Origin of the sequence: Acidiplasma sp., from assembly GCF_038728925.1 — an archaeon.
Classification (GTDB): Archaea; Thermoplasmatota; Thermoplasmata; order Thermoplasmatales; family Thermoplasmataceae; genus Acidiplasma; species Acidiplasma aeolicum.
The window spans coordinates 60310-78219 of record NZ_JAVYSZ010000002.1 but is presented as its reverse complement, the minus strand read 5'-3'; the positions used below and the strand labels follow the sequence as shown (position 1 = coordinate 78219).

Here is a 17910-nt window from a genome sequence, read left to right as displayed (position 1 = left end):
TTAAACCTCTGTGATAAATAGTAATGCTGAAAGGGTTGCCCTGGATCAAAAATTCACATTGAAAAATTCCTTTTTAAGAGGATTTCCAATGCTGGTTATTCCACCTGTTTTGCTTGTTATCATATTATACCTTCATAATTTTTATTATCTTGAATACTTCCATGTGGTTGCAGGGTCCATGTGGACCGGTATGGATCTGGTAATGGGTATTTTTTTCTCATACGTAATGAAAGGCCTTAATAATATTGAGAGGGCAAGACTGTCAACAAGAATCACACCAACAATGCTATTTTTCATGCCGGCTATTTCATCTGTAACGATCACCGCCGGCATAGAGCTGGTTATTTTTTTGAAATTTTCATTTTCGTCATTATATATTATAATAGCATTAATCATCGCCTTTATCTTATTAATTCAGGGAATTGGAATATTTCTGCCCAATGAATTAAGGGTTTACAGTGAGATACTGCATGGTGGTAAAAATGTGGAAAAAATTGTAAGGCTTACAATGTTTAACCTGAGACTTTCATTAAGCCAGGTCATTCTTCAGATAGCCATAATTTTTATCATGGCAGGCCTTGCCACAGGGGTGTTTAATTGAGAAATTCGGAACTTTTAAAAAATTTTACCATAACAATAATTTTTTCATTTCTATTAATTACTATACCGGCATTTATTGGCAATATTCTTTTAATAGACTATATACATGTCCTAATTGGTGCAATATGGACAGGCACAGATGTTTTCCTGGGTCTGATTTTTTATATAGTTTTAAACGGGCTTGATGATAATATAAGGTCCATGGTCGCGGTAAGGATTCTGCCAATGACTCTTTATTTTATCCCTGCAGCATCTGTTATTACCCCGGTGCTGGGCTTCATACTTTCATTAAAAGAGGGTATATTTAAATTAAATTATTTATTTATACCCATAATTGCACTGGCAATTATCCTGTTTTTAATGAGCTTTATCCTAATTTTTAGATACTCGATGAAAATTTACGTTGAAAATAAAAGTAAAAATTGTATTACAAAAATTTCAGGATTCCTTAGGGTTATAAATATAACAGCATCAGTACAGCTGGTTATACAGGTTGTTATAATATCATTAATGGCGTATATTGTTGTTTTCTTATAAAATTTAAATTAGCCCTAAATATTAAGTATTTTAAGCCCAAATAATAAATGATTTAAGCACCATAAATTAATTTATGCTCATAAATTAATATTATATATCCATTATTATTATAAAAATATGGCTGATGTATACTATGATGATATAAATGTTGGAGATAGGTATTCCAGCAGTGTTGGACGGACCATTACAGATATGGATAATATATGGTTTACATTATTAACAAATAATAATAACCAGATCCATTTTAATGCAGATTATACCAAAAAGTATTATCCAGGAGAACCTTTTAATGGAAGGCTTGTTGTAAACGGAATGCTAACCATAGCAGTTGTGGTTGGCCTTGTTGTGGAATACACAAGCAAAAATGGTTTTATGCTTGGAATTGACGGCGTTAAATACATGCATCCGGTTTTCGCTGGTGATACATTATATGCAAGTGCTGAGGTCATAGAGAAGCGTGAATCAAGATCAAAAAAGGGATTCGGAATTATAAAGATTAAAACAACAGGATATAACCAGAACTCAGAGGAGGTGATTGAATTCACCAGGACATTTATGATACCAAAGAAAGAGAGTAAATGGTGATATAATGAAAACAAGGTCCCAGCTATATGTTCCGGCCAATAATGAAAAAATGGTTATTAATTCCCTAAGGTTAAATGCAGATATAATTATATATGATCTGGAGGACGCAGTACCGGATGATAAAAAAGATTCTGCAAGGTCATATATTCTGGAATTTCTTAAAACAAATATTATTAAAAAAGCTGTTGCAATAAGAATTAACTCAATGGAAACACCCTATTTTTATAATGATATAACTTCATTACTAAAAACTGATGCCAAAATAGATTATATTATGATCCCGAAGGCATGTACTGGTATAAAGCATATTTACAGGCTTCTTGGCATACCTTTAATCCCCTTAATAGAAACAGCTGAAGGTTTTACAAAAATTAATGACATAGCACATGAGGATGGAGTTTCAATGATTTCATGGGCAGCCGCTGATTTTTCATTGTCAGTTTCTGGAAATATTGATGGCTATGCACAGAACACATATATTGCAACTGCCGTTGCAGTCGCTGCCAGATCAGCAGGCATATTACCAATAGATAAGGTTTACTTTGATCTAAACAATATAAACGGCTTTAGGGATGAGGCTGTAAGGTCAAAAAATCTGGGTTTTGCAGGAAAGCAGGTTATACATCCAACACAGATAGATATTGCAAACAGTGTTTATGCCCCGTCAGAAGAGGAAATAAACTGGGCAAAAATGGTAATAGAAGAATATAATAAATCAGCCTCCCAGGGCCGGGGTGCACTGAGGATCGATGGAAGGTTAATAGATTCGGTGCATATAAGGATGGCAAGAAATATACTGGATCAGGCAGATATGGACCATTAAAATAATTAAAAATTTTAATAGGGGTGAAATTAATGAGAATTCCGCCGAAACTTGAGAGTAAGGTTATGGACCCTGAGGATGTATTTAAAAAAATATTAAAAAATAAAAAATCGATAGCATTCGGGGGCATGGGAGGGCAGTCTGTTCCAAAAATTATACCGCTAATTTTTAAAAAACATCCACAGTATTTTAAAGGAATTCAGGTTTATTCTGGTGGAGGTATGACAAAATCGTTTGATGATGCCATGAGAAATATTGAAATATCCCGGCGTTTTTATTATTTAAGTGATAAAAAAAGCAGGGATGATGTCAATAACGGGAAAACCATGATGATGGATTATAGTGTATACAAGTATTCAAAACTTTTGAGTCTTAATTCAATGGATAAAATAGATGTTGCGGTCCTTGAGGCAACAGAAGTAAACAGTAAAGGTATAATACTTTCGCTTTCAGTGGATGCAACGCCAGCCCTATGCAATGCATCAAAAAAGATAATTATAGAGATTAATAGAAGCAAGCCTGTTTTAACGGGGCTCCATGATATAACTGATATTAATTCGGTAAGGGAGCATCAGTTCAAAAAAATTATTTCCCGTATAGGAAAAAGAGAATTAAGAATAAATCAAAATAAAATAGCAGCAATAATTTATTCTGATGGCAGTGAAGAAAGTGCAGCCTCGTACGGAAAACCTCCAGAGGAAATCAATTCAATAGCAGAGAATATTTGGTGCATGCTTGATGAAAAGATTAAGTTTAAAAACACCATGCCAGTTCAGGTTGGGGCCGGGTCCATAGCCTCCTCACTTATTGATAAATCACCATTTAATGACCTTAAAATATGGTGCGAAATAGCACCTGCAAGATGGACTGAATACATTGGACATAAAATCAAATACATAAGCACATCCGCAATTTATACACTACAGGGAGAGGAAGTTTACACAAAAAAACTTATGGAAAATTATCTTGATTATTCAGGGAATATTGTTCTCAGACCAAATTACATTACAAACAGTCCCGATATAATTTCAGGTCCGGGTGTAATAGTATTACAGCAGGCAATAGAAATTGATATTTTTGGATCGGCCAATGTTTCCCACATAAGAGAAAATATATACAATGGTGTGGGTGGTTCAATAGATTTTTGCAGTTCAGGTAAGTACGTTGCCATTGTAATGCCATCCACTGCCATGAATGGAAAAATATCCAGAATAGTGCCGATGCTATCATGTGTTGACATTCCGAGAATGCTTGTCGATTTTGTTGTAACTGAGATAGGAATTGCAGATCTTCGCTGGAAGGACCCAAGGGAAAGAGCAGTGGAGATTATAAAAAATTGTGTACACCCAAATTTTAAAGATTCATTACTAAGGTATATGAATTACTTAAATGCCGGACATTTACCATATAATATAAATGAAATTATAAAATGGAATAAAAATTAATATGATTTTGGCATGTTTAACACATTATGGCCCAGATATGATAGAACCAGATTATTTGTTATGGGCGCGACCTTATATAACCTTGCCTCCCTGAATTTTCTTTCTATGCCTGTATCAACAGCAACCCCATATCCACCATAAGTATCCATGGCAACATTGGCAGCCTGCCATGCATATTCTGATGCCAGATATTTTGCAGAATTTGCAAGCTCGCCAACAATTTTAATATCCCCACCGGAATCATAGAGTGATGCAGCCTGCCATCTTAATGCAGATACGGAGAGCATCTTTGCATATATATCAGCTATTGGGAACTGCACACCCTGATTTTCACCAATGGGCCTGTCAAATACCACCCTTGATGATGCATAACCTGCAGATTTTTCAATAAACCATCGCATATCTCCTATGCTTTCCGATGCGATTAGGATCCTTTCGGGATTAAGCACGTGCATTAAGTATCCAAAACCCCTGTTTTCCTCTCCAATTAAATTTTCTTCTGGCACCGTTATATTATTTATAAATACCTGATATGTCTGGCTATTAAACATTGTTTTAATTCTGGTGTATTCTATTTCTTTCTTTTGTTCAGGACCCAGCAAAAATAGGCTTATGCCATCTGTTTTTTTCTGGACATCATCATACCTTTTGGTTCTTGCAACGATTAATATCCAATCAGATTCCTCAATTCTGGATGTAAAAATTTTCTGGCCATTTATTATATAATTATTCCCATCCTTTTTTGCAAAGGTTTTGATTTCAGGCGTATTTGATCCTGCATCTGGTTCAGTAAGCCCCATGCTCTGCATTCTAATTTTCCCGCTTCCCAGTGCTGGAAAAAGTTTCTTTTTCATTTCCACACTTGCGAATTTTGACAGTAGCCATGACATGTAATACTGGCCATGAAAGGGCTGTGAATTCCCACCTGATGCATTAATCTCCTCAAGAATAAGTGATGCCTCCCTTATTCCAAGACCGGCACCACCATATTCAACTGGTATTGGAACATTAAAAAGGCCCAGTTCAGTGAATTTTTTCACAAACTCCTCTGGATAAAGATGTGACTCATCCAGTTTCGCCCAGTAGTTTTCACCGTATTCTTCAAGCATACCCCTGATGGAATTCAGGAGAAGATTCTGTTCTTCTGTAAGATCCCTTGGATAATTTAAAACCATGTAATATTAATAAAAAAATAAATTTAAGTATTACTATAAGAAAATAAATATATCAGGCTGATATTGTCTCGAGATGCTGCCTTGTGGCTATGGAACCACCAACAACAAGTATTATTCCAGCTATAAATGTTGTTATGCCTATAAATGTGAAACCACCAAAGAAACCTATCTGGGCAACCCATAGTGGAAGATAAAGAGCACCAATTGCCCCACCTATGTGCCCAAGCCCATCTCCCATGGCGAAACCTGATGTACGTGCCCTCGTAGGGTAGCTTTCGGATGTGTACATGTATGCTATGCCGATTAAAAAGGCCAGTGAATAGGATGCTATGAAGCTTCCAGAAATAAGTGCTATTGAATTTATTCTGCTACCAAATATAACCATGCCAATCAGCCATAAAATTGATCCTATAAAGACTATGTATTTCCTCTCTATTTTATCAGATATAACCCAAGACGATAATGCACCAACAGGGTATCCAATTGCACCTATGGCCAGATAAAGGATTGAGCTTGCCAGTGAAATGCCTGAATCTGAAAGTATTGTTGCAGCATCTCCAAGAAATGCATAGTTTCCAATGTACCACAGACCCCACCATAGCCCAAAAACAAGCATTCTTAATCTGTATGGCTTTTGCCATAAATAATAAAATGATAGCCTTGTCGTTTCTGTTTTAACGTTTATTTTATTTATTTCATCATCAGTAAGAGCAGGAAGCTCCTCACCCTTTTGTTTTAAGTACTGCTCAAAATGGGATACAACGTCATCAGCCTTATTCAGCTCACCATGGCTTACAAGCCATCTGGGAGATCTTGGAAGCTGGGCCCTTAAAATTACAGCAATGACTGCTATTAAACCACCAATAAAGAATAAAAGCCTCCATCCAAAATAGAATGGCGGCACAATTGCAAGTGCCACAAAAGGTGTGACCGCCTGACCAAGAATACCAAGGAAAAATGTTATCTGTGCAAGATGACCGCGCCTGTCTGCAGGTGCAAATTCGCCAATATATGCAGGAATTAGATTTAAATCTGCACCGAGGCCAAGACCTGTAATAAACCTGAAGATTATAAGCATGTCAAGATTTAGGGATGCGGCATCTCCAAAGGAACCAAGTGCCATTAAAGCCATGGTTAGTATTAACATGGGATACCTTCCATACCTGTCTGAAAGATATCCAATTATAAAGGACCCTATAACATATCCTATAAGACCTATGGATAGTGCAAGAAACAGGCTTTCGGAACCTGTTAAATGAAACTGTGGGGCTATTGCTGGCATGGCAAATCCTATATCGGTAACATCATAAAAGGTGAAAAAATAACCAATGGCTATTATTGCCAGAAAAGATGGTGGTAGTGGCCATTTATCTATTCTCTGCATTCTTGCTATTATAGATTTGGCTTCAAACTCTTTATTATTTGCTGCCATAAAATATTAATTTTATGATATATTTAAACATATTTAAAAGGAATAAATTATTATAATTAAAATTTACTATATTTATTTAATTTATTCGTTATTTATTCTTACTGTATAATATTAAGTAATAAAAAAATACATAATAAAATAATAAATTAACATTAAATATTTATTGTGCTTAAAAATTTATAATTCATGCCTTCAAATTTTGATAATGAATATGCAGAAAAGATATTGAATGGATATAATGTACTGGATTTTACAACCAATATATCTGGTCCCAGTGCAACAGCAATTTTAAGCGACCTTGGTGCAAACGTAATAAAGATTGAGAAACTTCCAGGCGGTGATGATTCAAGATCCATGGAACCCTCGATTGGAGATAAATCTGCATATTTTATTGCAATTAACAGGGGTAAAAAATCCCTGGCGGTAAACATAAAAACCAGAGAGGGACGTAATATACTGAATAAAATTATAATAAATTCTGATATTATTGTGGAAAATTTTCGCACGGATACTGTTAATTCTTTGGGTCTTGGATATGAAAATATTAAAAAAATTAATGATAAAATTATATATGCATCAATAAGGTCATATGGAAACACAGGTCCATTAATGAACAATCCAGGATACGATGCAATCATACAGGCTGAAACTGGTATAATGAGTGTGAATGGTGCCAGAGCTGGAAAGCCGGCAAGGGTGGCCGTTTCAGTTCTTGATGTGGGTTCTGCCATGTGGCTTGCCATGGGGATACTTGGTGCAGTTATTTATCGTGAAAGAACAGGCAAGGGAATGGAGGTAACTACATCACTTTATGAGACTGGACTTTACTGGATGAATTACTATATAGAATCATATCAAATAACAAAAAAAATACCCAAAAGGGCTGGAAGTGAGCATATGTCTTTTGCACCTTATGGTGCCTTTTTGGCTAGAGATGGATATATTGTCATAGGAATTTCTAACGATAATCTTTTTTCAAGGCTTTCCGAGGCAATTGGAATGCCGGAACTTAAAAATAATCCAGACTACATAACAAACAGTGAAAGGGTAAGACATAGAAAAAAATTAAATCGCCTGCTTGGATCAGTGTTTATTAAAAATACAAGTAGATACTGGATGGATTTATTAAAAAGATACAAGGTTCCGTGTGCAAGGATAAAAGATGTAAGTGAGGTATTAAAAGATGGGCAAACGAGTGCAATAAATCCATTTCAGGTCATAAATGAAAGTGGTCGTAAATTGAAAATCCAACCAGTGCCGTTTAAACTAAATAATAAATATTTTAAAATAGAAAGACCATCCCCAAGTAATGGAGAAAATACATATGAAATACTTTATAAACTTGGGTACAGTCAGGATGAGATAAAAAAATTAGCCTCACTTGGCATAATAAAAATCTAGATTTTCCTGATTCGGAGTTCAATATCCTCATTCTTTTTATATTCAAGAAGATTAAAACCAGTATAATCCAGTATTTTTATAAATTTTTCAATGTCATAATTGAACCTATTCGAATCCAGAATTAACTTAACCTCGACATTTGAATCTGTATCCAAATATAAACCCTTAAGTGAGCCGATAAGATAATTGAAAGGATCACCACCACATGTTATTCTTCTGTAATCCTCTATGATCATAAATGAATAAAGCCACAGGAAATAAAAAAAATATGTTACAAATATTATTACAAAATTATCATAAATGTTATTAAAATAACGAATTCAATATATAATAATTTTTGTTAATGCAATTTTTGCATGTTTCAATATATTATTATTTTAATTTATAATATATAATACGGTGATTAATATGGCCGTTAAGCTTGGTGATAAGGCACCAGAGTTTGTTGTTAATACAACCAAGGGACCGCTGGCTCTATCTGACTTCCATGGTAAATGGATTGTTCTGTTTTCACACCCTGCTGATTTCACGCCGGTGTGCACCACAGAATTTATGGGATTTGCGGAAAGATATGACGAGTTTAAAAAGTTAAATGCAGTTCTAATAGGTCTAAGCGTTGATAGCCTGCAGAGTCACATAGAATGGCTGAAAGACATAAAGGAAAAATTTGGTGTAGATATTCCATTCCCGGTGATAGCAGACATAAATAAGGAGGTGGCTAGGTCATATAATCTCATAGATGAAAAGGCAGGCAACACGGTTAGGGGCGTATTTATAATAGACCCCAACGGCATAGTCCGCTGGATGATATATTATCCGGCTGAAACTGGAAGGAATATAAACGAAATCCTAAGAAGCCTTAGGGCCCTGCAGCTGAACTGGGATAAAAAACTAGCCACTCCAGTGAACTGGAATCCAGGGGATAGGGGTATAGTACCACAGCCGTCCACACTTGAGGATGCATATAAGAGGATAAACAGCGGAGAAAAGGTGTGGTATCTTAAATACCAGGAGGTTTAAAAATTTAATTTAATTTTGATATTTCCTCCTCTATTTTTTTATAATCAGGCTCCTTTGAGGCATCCTCACTAACCCATTTATACCTTATAATCCCATCCTTGTCTATAATAAATACAGATCTTTTTGACGCCGACAGATTTTTTATGTTCAAAAAGCTATCATAAAGGGCCTCATACTTTTTGGATATTTCCCTTCCTGAATCACTTAAAAGATCAAACTGAAGTTTGTTTTTTTCTGCAAATTCCTTCAATGAAAATGGAGAGTCAACGCTTATGCCTATTACCTTTGCCTTAAATCTGTTAAAATTTGCCATTGAATCCCTGAATGTGCACATTTCCTTTGTGCATACAGATGTAAATGCCCCAGGGAAAAATGCAAGAACCACTGTATTTCCCTTAAAATCAGACAATTTCCTCATTTTTAATCCAGTGTCAGGCGCTTCAAAATCCGGTGCTTTCTCACCAACATCTACCATGATATTTTAATATATATGAATATAAAAATATAATGTATTTGAAATAATTAATTAAAGCAAAATAAAATAATTCCCAAATAGAAATTATGGTGGATAATTTTATTTTTTTTACCTTATGCTTAGATTTTTTATAATTATACAGATAGCAAGGGCCTTAAACTCTATTAATCATTAGATAACATATTAATAAAATTTAATTATATATTTATCAGATAAAGCAAGTTTATAAATATAAAAATATTATCATTGTAATGAATATAAATAATGACATTTTAAATGAAATTAGGCAGGCGGCAGGAGAAAATAATGTTCTCCAGAACCTTGAGGAAAAAATACCCTATAAAAATGACGCCTCTTATATGCCCGGAAGGATACCAGAGCTTGTAATTATACCTGAGAATTCAGATCAGATTTCTAGAGTATTAAAATTATGTACTAAATATAAAATTGATGTAACGGTTAGAAGTGGTGGAACATCACTAACAGGATCAAGTGTCACCAATTATAACGGCATTATAATAAATACCATGAAGATGGATAAAATACTGGAATTAAACATAGCAAGCAGATATGTTGTATGCCAGCCAGGGGTAAGGCTTGATAACCTAAATGAATATTTAAACAAATACGGATTTTTCTATCCACCTGATCCCGCCAGTTCAAAGGCATCAACTGTTGGTGGCACCATTTCAACCAATGCCGGTGGGCTCAGGGCAGTAAGATACGGTGCAACAAAGGAATGGGTTCTTGGCACTGAATTTGTGACGGCCACGGGTGAAATTATAAGAACTGGAGAATATACATTAAAAAGGAGTGCTGGATATGATCTTACTGCACTTATTATAGGCAGCGAGGGCACTCTCGGCGTTCTAACAGAGGCTATATTAAAAATTGAGCCACTTCCTGAAAAATATGGCAGAATACTGTCATTTTACAATGATATTTATGATGTTGGTTCCGCCCTTAGCGCTGTAAAGAATGCGGGTATTACGCCATTAATTGCCGAATTTATGGATTTAAAAACCATTAATTCCATAAGGGATAAGTTAAACATAAAAATACCAGACTACACACAGTTCATGCTAATGGTTGATATCGATTCAACTGAGGCCTCCCTTAAAGGAAAAATTGAAAATGTGGAAAAAATTATCAAAAATTACACAAAGGATGTTTTAACAATAATGGATCAAAAAACAATGGATGAAATATATAAGGCCAGAAAGGGTGCCTATTCAGCACTGCTCAACCAGCGTGAAAAGAAAAATGAAATAGTAATAATAGGCGATGTCATAGTTCCCGCCTCAGAACTGCCTGCCACACTGAAGGAGATTAAAAATGCTGTGGACAAAATGAAGATAAATGTAAGCCTTTTTGGTCATATTGGGGATGGCAATATACATGCAAATATATTTGCAGATAACACAAAAACCGGACTTGAAAAGGTTGAAAAATTACAGATGGAAATTGCCATGGCAGCCATAAGGCATAAGGGATGTGTATCAGCAGAACATGGGATAGGTACTGAAAAAAATAAACTTCTATACGAGGAGTATAAGGAAAGAAATTCCCTTTATTCACTAGAATTAATGAAGAGGATTAAGGCAGTATTTGACCCGGAGAATATAATGAACAGGGGTAAGATATTTTATGACTAAAAATCAGATTCTAAAAATTACTGATGAATGCATAAAATGTGGTTTCTGTGAATCTGTATGCCCAACACTTCCTGCAGCAGGTTACAATTCAATAAAGGGTGCCAGGGGAAGGATCATTCTTGCACAGTTTGCAATAAATACAGGGGAAGAGCTCCAAATTTCAGATTCCTTTTATTCATGCCTTGACTGCTTTGCCTGCCTTCAGGTGTGCCCTGCAGGCGTTAACGCTGGAGAATTAAGCCATTTAATGAAGGAGGAAATTGCAGAGAAGCATATTAATGGTAACAGGGTGGACATAGCGGACATGATTAAGGAAACAATACTTAGATTCAGAAATCCCCTGGGATTAAATAAAGAATCCGCAGAATGGGCATCATCAATAAATTTTGATGAGTCAGATACAATTCTTTTCACAGGGGATATGTACCAGCTTATGGCATATACGAAATTCATAAATTATGTAAGAAAATATTTTGATAGAAATCTATTTAATGCATTTTCAAGGTTAATATCAAGGCATCCTGATTTAATAAAACTCTCAAGGCATTTCTATGACATTAATATGAAGAATAAAATGGAAAATAATTTAAGGAATATTGTAAGGTTGTTAAAAATGTCCGGTGTAAAATTTAATTACCTTCGTGAAGATGAGGATTATCCAGGAATGTTTCTTTATGACCTTGGCTATATAAATGAATTTAAAAAATATGCAAATAATGTTTATAATAAACTTAAAAAATTGAATGTTAAAAAAATAATATGCATAGACCCGCATACATATGATTTGATGAAAAATATTTATCCGGAATACATAAAAAATTATGGCCTTGAAATTTATTATTATACAGATTTAATTAACATGAACTTTGAAAAAACCAGTGAGGAAATAACTGTGCAGCAGCCATGCCATATTGTACTTCATAAAAATAATTACAGGGCCCTTGATATACTTAAAAAATCTGCGAATGTTAAACTAAATGAGCCAGAAAACCTTACATCCTGCTGTGGTGGTCCAGATGAACTATTATTCCCAGAAATAGCATCTGAAGTTTCATATAAAAGGTATAATAACTTGAAGCAAACAGCTGGCAAAATTATTACAATATGCCCGCTATGCTACAATAATCTTTCATATGACGAAAATGTAATCGATTTTTCTGATTTCATGATTAAATTAATAAAATAAACATTATTATTATATTTATTCATTATGATTTATGAAAAAGGTATCTGGTATAATACTTGCCTCAGGGGAATCAAGAAGATTTGGTGAAAACAAATTATTTTACAAAATCAATGGTAAAATGCTTATAGAATATACAATTGAGAATGCCAGGAATTCATTGTTATATGAAAAAATTATTGTTTTTAATCCTGCTGTAAATTACAGTGTTCTTAATCTAAATGGGTTCAAGATTGCCATCAATTATGATTATAAAAACGGAATGTCAACATCAATAGGAGCCGGATTAAGAAAAGTAGAAAATAACATCGATGGTGTTATGATACTTCTGGGGGATTCCCCATTAATAGATCAAAACATAATTAACAGGATGATTAATATATACAGCCAGAATGATGCGGGCATTGTAAGTGCATATAATTCTGGAATTCCTGTAAATCCTGCAATATTTTCATCTAAATATTTTAATGACCTATTAAATCTTAAAGGTGATGTTGGAGGCCGATTTATTCTAAGAAACCATCCAGAAGACATAATCAGGGTGGAGATTGATAATAATGCACTTTTAGATATCGATACAAAGGAGGATTTAAAAAAAATATTTAAAAATTGATTTTTAAGGTGTAGCAGTAACAACAATTACTTAATAATGATCATGTTTGAATCCTTAACTCATAGTTGTTTAATCAAAATATAGTTACACCTGAAAAGCATATAAAATGTTTAATGTTAAAATAAAATAGATAATTTATAATTATATATCTTATTAAGGTAATATTAATGAGCCTAATTTTTATCATTCAGGTATAACTGTTTTATTACCAAGTGATTTTATAACTATATTAGTGAAAAGATGATCTATACCTTCAATGGATTGAATTTTAGAAAGTATGTAATAAAGATCATCCTGGTTCTTTGCATATCCTCTTAGAATCAAATCATATTCTCCTGTTATCATATCTACCGATGAAATTGAACTTATTTTCATAAGCTTGTATGCTATTTTTTCTGAATTATTTGCATTTACAATACGTACCATGGTTATAAATGTAAGATTGTATCCAAATTTAGCCATATCTATATTGCAGGCAAAGTTTTGTATAATACCAGAATCCAGCATTTGAGTTATTCTTTTTTTTACTGTTGGCTGGGAAATGCCAAGTTGCCTTGATATATCCTTTACAGATATTCTACTGTTTCGTATCAATATTTTTATGACCATTCTATCTATGGAGGAAATTTCGTGTTGCATAAACAATTAATTCAATATTATTTAAAAAAATATCTTTTTTTTTTAAATTTTTTATAAAATTATTAAGTAATATTTTTATTTTATTAAATTATTTATTCAATTATTTTCTTAACATTTAAATATAAACTAATTTTTATTTTTATTATGGAAAAAATGAATATATTAAATAAGAACTCAGTCAGTACAAGTGGCCTTATTTTTCAGGGAATGGGTCAACTTTCACCAATAGGTATATTTGGGGGTTCTATTTTAGGTGCTGCTGCTTTTGCACTTGGTGCAACTCCATTATCCTTTATAATAGGCCTTTTGGCATCATTGCTTGCAGGAAATTCAATATACCAGTATTCTAAAAAGATGGCCAGTGCCAGAGGATATTACGGATATATAGGTGATGGCCTTGGTTATATTGCTGGATCGTTTGCTGCATTTCTTTACATACTTTATGAATTTGCGAACTTACTTTTTATTCTAGGTTATTACATACTAACGTTTTCTCCTACACTTGGGTATATAACAAGCATAAGCATACCAGATTACATTAGCTATATTTACATTGTTTTGATTTCTATACCTGCGTTTTATGTAGTTTATAGAGGTATAAAACCATCTTATAAATCTCAAATTGTTGTAAATATGATTCAGATTATTTTTGTGGTTACAATATCAATTATCATAATAATATCTTCACCAAAAATCGGTGCAATACCATTTACGACGTATAATATTGGTATAAAAGGAGTATTCCTTGGATTTATAACGGGGAGCTACCTTTCTTTTGCAGGATTTGGGTCAATAGTTCCTTTAGGTGAGGAGGCAAAAGCACCAAGAAAATCAATAGGAATGGCTGTTTTGGCAATAATCCTAATTATGGGTTCAGTATATCTTCTCGGCTCCTATGCAATGGTTGCTGGGTGGGAATTAAATAATATGGCATCTTTCAGCAATAGTATCTTCCCAGGATTCATAATAATATCAAAATTTGGATCTGTGCCAAATGGCATATTCTTTTTATTAAATTTCTTTGTTGTCTATCCACTATTTGTTACAATGGCAACAGCACTTTCTAGAAATATATATGCTATGGCAAGAGATGGACTAATATCATCACGTTTATCCACAGTCCATAATAAAAATAAATCGCCCCATGTTGCATTGATATACATAATTATTATATTCTTTGTTCTATCGGGCTTATCTTCAATGATTTTTTATTATGTTGAGGGTGGCTTTTTTAATGGATTTTTTGACGATTTCCTATTTTTTGCAACAGTAAGTACTGTAACAACATTAATAATTCATGTAATGCTTAATTTTTCTCTGTATTCCAAATTTAAAAATGAGGGAGAAAAAACAATAAAAAAGATATCAACCCATATTATTATGCCATCAATATCAACAGTAATAGTTGCCCTTGCAATTTATTATTCCATCTCATCACTCACATTTCCCATAGATCTGGGTCCATTTGTGATTCTTGCCTATGCCATATGTGCCATTTTATACATATACGCTGGGAAAAAATATAAACTAAAATTAGATTTTAAGGAGGAATAACAATGAATAAAGAAAATATAAGAAATTTATTTTATGGCCTTGATAAAATTGACCATCTTGCAGCATGTTCCAAATCACCCATGCTTAAAAGTGTAAAATATGCATTAGAAAAATATACAGACGATGTTATAACATTTGGAAATCCCTGGAATATGTGGGTGGAAAAGGTAAATGAGGCCAGAAAACTCTTTGCAGATATAATACACGCCAATGCTAATGATGTTGCAGTACTATATTCAGTCTCTTCTGCATTGGATGCAGTGATGAGCTCATTTACATTTAAAAGAAATAACAATATAGTAACCAGCGATTTAGAATTCCCAACCACAAATTTTATTCTTCAGGCATACAAAAAATATGGACTTGAAATAAAAACAATAAAAAATAAGAATGGAATTATTAAAATTAATGAATATGAAAAAGCAGTAAATGACAGCACCACCCTTGTCACTGCAATACATGTATCGTCTCTTAATGGATTTATGCAAAATGTAAGTGAAATTGCCAAAATAGCTCATGAAAATAACTCGTACATATACGTTGATGATTATCAATCCCTCGGGGCGTTGAATATTAATGTTCAAAATGAAAAAATAGACTTTCTCGCCTCTGGAAACCTGAAATGGCTACTTGGTGTTTCTGGGGTTGCATTTTTGTATGTAAATCCAAAAATTAGTGATGAGCTAACTCCCACCAATATAGGCTGGTTTTCTCAAAGGGATCCTGCACAATTTGGAGCTGAAGATATTAATTATGCCTCAGGTGCAAGAAGGTTTGAAAATGGCACATGGGGAATGCCAGCCATATATGCATCAATAGAAGGCATGAGATGTATATTAAAGAATTATAATGATGTTGAAAATGAGGATAGAAAATTATTTAATTATGCAAAGGAAAGGCTAGAAAAATACAATATTAAACTGGCAACACCAATAGAATCGGCAAATATAATAGCAATACCATTGAAAAATCCTGCAGAGGCAGAATATATTTTAAAAAAGAAATATAATATTATAACCTCTGCACGTGCTGAATCACTGAGGATCTCACCACACTTTTACAATACTTTTAATGAAATAGATGATGCAATAAACGCTATTAAAAATGAGTTTTTTATGTAGGTTATATTTTTCAACCCTTATTTTAACTGTGAATTTAAAGTTTATAAATATTCTAATATAATGGACAAAACTTCAATATTTTTAAATGGTAACTGAAAAAAATTATTAAGGGTGTAATAATGCAATTAAAAGTGAAATTATTATTACTGCAAATATTATTATGAGTATTATATAGCTCCACCTATTTGAGAAATTCAAAGTATAGCCAATACCGTACCTTTTGGGTACAAGTATTCTATTATCCTCCTTATTGTGGTAGATTAAACCCCCTGCCCATTCCTTATCGTCCTCAATGTTATTATCATGTTCATTATCCTTAAGATATGGATATTTCTTCCATCCTGTCTGGCCTGTGGTAACAGAATACCATAAAATTAAGGGAAATATTAACAGAACGGGGAGCGCAATAATAAATATATATGATTTTGGAATTAATTCCCAGGTAATGGCGGCTGCAAGGAATATATCCAGAATAATAATCAAATTTATACCCATAAGCAGTTTAACCATGCCTGTATTAAAGCTTCTAAATTGTATTAAGGATTTTTTTGTTGGGGAATTGCCCGTAGCAGACCTTTGAATTGCATATGACAGTACATCAAATACAACAGATACAGGAACTCCCACGAATAATATAAGAAAAAAAGCAGAGTATGGCGATTTTGATGCATATTCATTTGGTTTTCCGGATAAACCAAAATGTGTGGGGAATCTTGATGGGATATGCGGGTAGTAAATAATACCAATAATAATAAAAAACATAAGCTCAATCCAGGGAAATACATACCATAACAAACTTACCTTTATATTGGATTTTGGAATATAGGAAGATATCACCTTTTGGTTATCTTCTAAATTAATTTTCAAAAGCCTAACATGTGACCTAAAGTAAAAGTAAACAAGCAATACCAAAATTATCTCGGTCAAAGGCAGTATTAATAAAACAATTATATTAATATAAACGTATAATATTAATGTTAACAATGTAAATACTATTGAAATCAAAAGGTCAATTAACAAATTTTTAAATTTCATGCTTTTTATTTTTTGATTATAAACATCGCCTTTTATTCTAATACCAAATACAAGCTCCGGCCTTGTTAAATATGGAATTAAACCATAGGCAAGACCTATAAAAATTATCACAGGCACATTTATTAATATAAATAAAAGCGGAATCATATTAATTTCCCTCCTGATTCAATGCCTCCTCAATTAAATCATTTATCTTTGCCTTTATTTCATCCACAGAAAAACCGCTTGATATGGCCTCCAGAATTAAATTTTTTATCTGTTTTTCCCATAATGGGTTCATGGCTTTATGTTCCTTCCTTATACCGGAGACAATAACATGCTTGCGCCTATCCTGATATATGTATTCATCATTTTCAAGCTCACTGTAAGCCTTGTTAACAGTATGATAATTTATTCCAAGTATTGATGATAATTCTCTTGATGATGGAAGTTTATCACCCTTTTTAAGCATTCCAATTGCTATATTTTTGACAATGCAGTTATATATCTGCTTATATATTGGTTCCGGTGAGGACAGGTCTACAGAAATTTTAAAAGCCTCGTTTTCATCAATATCAACAGATTTTGCAGAATATTTCCTTTTTTCCCCATATGCATCATCATCAGATGCCATTATT

The 17910-nt window shown here is 33.3% G+C and carries 19 protein-coding genes; 12 read left to right on the top strand and 7 right to left on the bottom strand.

Features of this window, described 5'->3' with window-relative positions; all coding sequences use genetic code 11:
• The first annotated feature begins 10 nt into the window (after positions 1–10).
• From QXW15_RS01765 to QXW15_RS01745, 5 genes are all read left to right on the top strand, one after another.
• On the top strand, positions 11–601 hold the full coding sequence (locus QXW15_RS01765; RefSeq protein WP_052656701.1) for a hypothetical protein: 591 nt from the start codon (positions 11–13) through the stop codon (positions 599–601).
• Positions 598–1137 carry a hypothetical protein gene (locus QXW15_RS01760; RefSeq protein WP_342789877.1) on the top strand — a complete coding sequence of 180 codons (540 nt, stop codon included), beginning with the start codon at positions 598–600 and terminating at the stop codon, positions 1135–1137. Before QXW15_RS01765 ends, QXW15_RS01760 begins: the two co-directional genes overlap by 4 nt.
• A 117-nt stretch (positions 1138–1254) precedes the next feature.
• Positions 1255–1722, top strand: coding sequence for a MaoC family dehydratase (locus QXW15_RS01755; RefSeq protein ID WP_048101227.1), 468 nt, complete (start codon positions 1255–1257; stop codon positions 1720–1722).
• A gap of 4 nt (positions 1723–1726) precedes the next feature.
• On the top strand, positions 1727–2545 hold the full coding sequence (locus QXW15_RS01750) for a CoA ester lyase (RefSeq protein WP_048101226.1): 819 nt from the start codon (positions 1727–1729) through the stop codon (positions 2543–2545).
• Between the two features lie 32 nt (positions 2546–2577).
• A complete protein-coding gene (locus QXW15_RS01745) occupies positions 2578–3990 on the top strand; it encodes an acetyl-CoA hydrolase/transferase C-terminal domain-containing protein (protein WP_342789875.1) in 1413 nt (470 codons plus the stop codon).
• Here the strand turns inward: QXW15_RS01745 and QXW15_RS01740 are convergent.
• Together QXW15_RS01740 and QXW15_RS01735 are read right to left on the bottom strand one after the other, a co-directional pair.
• On the bottom strand, positions 3987–5165 hold the full coding sequence (locus QXW15_RS01740) for an acyl-CoA dehydrogenase family protein (protein WP_048101224.1): 1179 nt from the start codon (positions 5163–5165) through the stop codon (positions 3987–3989). The genes QXW15_RS01745 and QXW15_RS01740 overlap by 4 nt on opposite strands.
• Before the next feature lie 52 nt (positions 5166–5217).
• Entirely contained in the window at positions 5218–6597 is a 1380-nt protein-coding gene (locus tag QXW15_RS01735) for an MFS transporter (RefSeq protein ID WP_287960354.1), read from the bottom strand.
• 186 nt (positions 6598–6783) lie between these two features.
• Between QXW15_RS01735 and QXW15_RS01730 the strand changes: the two genes are divergently transcribed.
• Positions 6784–7998, top strand: coding sequence for a CaiB/BaiF CoA-transferase family protein (locus QXW15_RS01730; protein WP_287950699.1), 1215 nt, complete (start codon positions 6784–6786; stop codon positions 7996–7998).
• Here QXW15_RS01730 and QXW15_RS01725 read toward each other — a convergent pair.
• Entirely contained in the window at positions 7995–8234 is a 240-nt protein-coding gene (locus QXW15_RS01725) for a hypothetical protein (RefSeq protein ID WP_287954705.1), read from the bottom strand. The two genes, QXW15_RS01730 and QXW15_RS01725, sit on opposite strands and share 4 nt — an antisense overlap.
• A gap of 172 nt (positions 8235–8406) precedes the next feature.
• On the opposite strand from QXW15_RS01725, the gene QXW15_RS01720 reads away from it, so the two are divergent.
• On the top strand, positions 8407–9018 hold the full coding sequence (locus QXW15_RS01720; RefSeq protein WP_342789873.1) for a peroxiredoxin: 612 nt from the start codon (positions 8407–8409) through the stop codon (positions 9016–9018).
• A 4-nt stretch (positions 9019–9022) separates the two neighbouring features.
• Here the strand turns inward: QXW15_RS01720 and QXW15_RS01715 are convergent, their stop codons facing one another.
• Positions 9023–9493 carry a peroxiredoxin gene (locus tag QXW15_RS01715; protein WP_342789872.1) on the bottom strand — a complete coding sequence of 157 codons (471 nt, stop codon included), beginning with the start codon at positions 9491–9493 and terminating at the stop codon, positions 9023–9025.
• 251 nt (positions 9494–9744) lie between these two features.
• Between QXW15_RS01715 and QXW15_RS01710 the strand changes: the two genes are divergently transcribed.
• Genes QXW15_RS01710 through QXW15_RS01700 form a run of 3 tightly spaced genes read left to right on the top strand, consistent with a single transcriptional unit; the run spans position 9745 to position 12944 of the window.
• On the top strand, positions 9745–11148 hold the full coding sequence (locus QXW15_RS01710; RefSeq protein ID WP_048101218.1) for an FAD-binding oxidoreductase: 1404 nt from the start codon (positions 9745–9747) through the stop codon (positions 11146–11148).
• On the top strand, positions 11141–12334 hold the full coding sequence (locus tag QXW15_RS01705; protein WP_342789871.1) for a (Fe-S)-binding protein: 1194 nt from the start codon (positions 11141–11143) through the stop codon (positions 12332–12334). Before QXW15_RS01710 ends, QXW15_RS01705 begins: the two co-directional genes overlap by 8 nt.
• 31 nt (positions 12335–12365) lie before the next feature.
• Complete coding sequence (locus tag QXW15_RS01700) at positions 12366–12944, top strand: nucleotidyltransferase family protein (protein ID WP_342789870.1); 579 nt, start codon at positions 12366–12368, stop codon at positions 12942–12944.
• Positions 12945–13127: 183 nt separating this feature from the next.
• Here the strand turns inward: QXW15_RS01700 and QXW15_RS01695 are convergent, their stop codons facing one another.
• The gene (locus QXW15_RS01695; RefSeq protein ID WP_082180426.1) at positions 13128–13583 is read right to left on the bottom strand and encodes an Lrp/AsnC family transcriptional regulator; all 456 of its coding nucleotides are present in this window, start codon (positions 13581–13583) and stop codon (positions 13128–13130) included.
• Between the two features lie 144 nt (positions 13584–13727).
• On the opposite strand from QXW15_RS01695, the gene QXW15_RS01690 reads away from it, so the two are divergent.
• Together QXW15_RS01690 and QXW15_RS01685 are read left to right on the top strand one after the other, a co-directional pair.
• A complete protein-coding gene (locus tag QXW15_RS01690) occupies positions 13728–15137 on the top strand; it encodes an APC family permease (RefSeq protein WP_342789867.1) in 1410 nt (469 codons plus the stop codon).
• A 2-nt stretch (positions 15138–15139) separates the two neighbouring features.
• A complete protein-coding gene (locus QXW15_RS01685) occupies positions 15140–16258 on the top strand; it encodes an aminotransferase class V-fold PLP-dependent enzyme (protein WP_048101213.1) in 1119 nt (372 codons plus the stop codon).
• A 105-nt stretch (positions 16259–16363) separates the two neighbouring features.
• On the opposite strand, the gene QXW15_RS01680 is transcribed toward QXW15_RS01685, so the two are convergent.
• A complete protein-coding gene (locus QXW15_RS01680; RefSeq protein WP_342789865.1) occupies positions 16364–17440 on the bottom strand; it encodes a DUF1648 domain-containing protein in 1077 nt (358 codons plus the stop codon).
• Between the two features lies 1 nt (position 17441).
• The gene (locus QXW15_RS01675) at positions 17442–17906 is read right to left on the bottom strand and encodes a GntR family transcriptional regulator (protein WP_342789863.1); all 465 of its coding nucleotides are present in this window, start codon (positions 17904–17906) and stop codon (positions 17442–17444) included.
• Positions 17907–17910 lie beyond the last annotated feature (4 nt).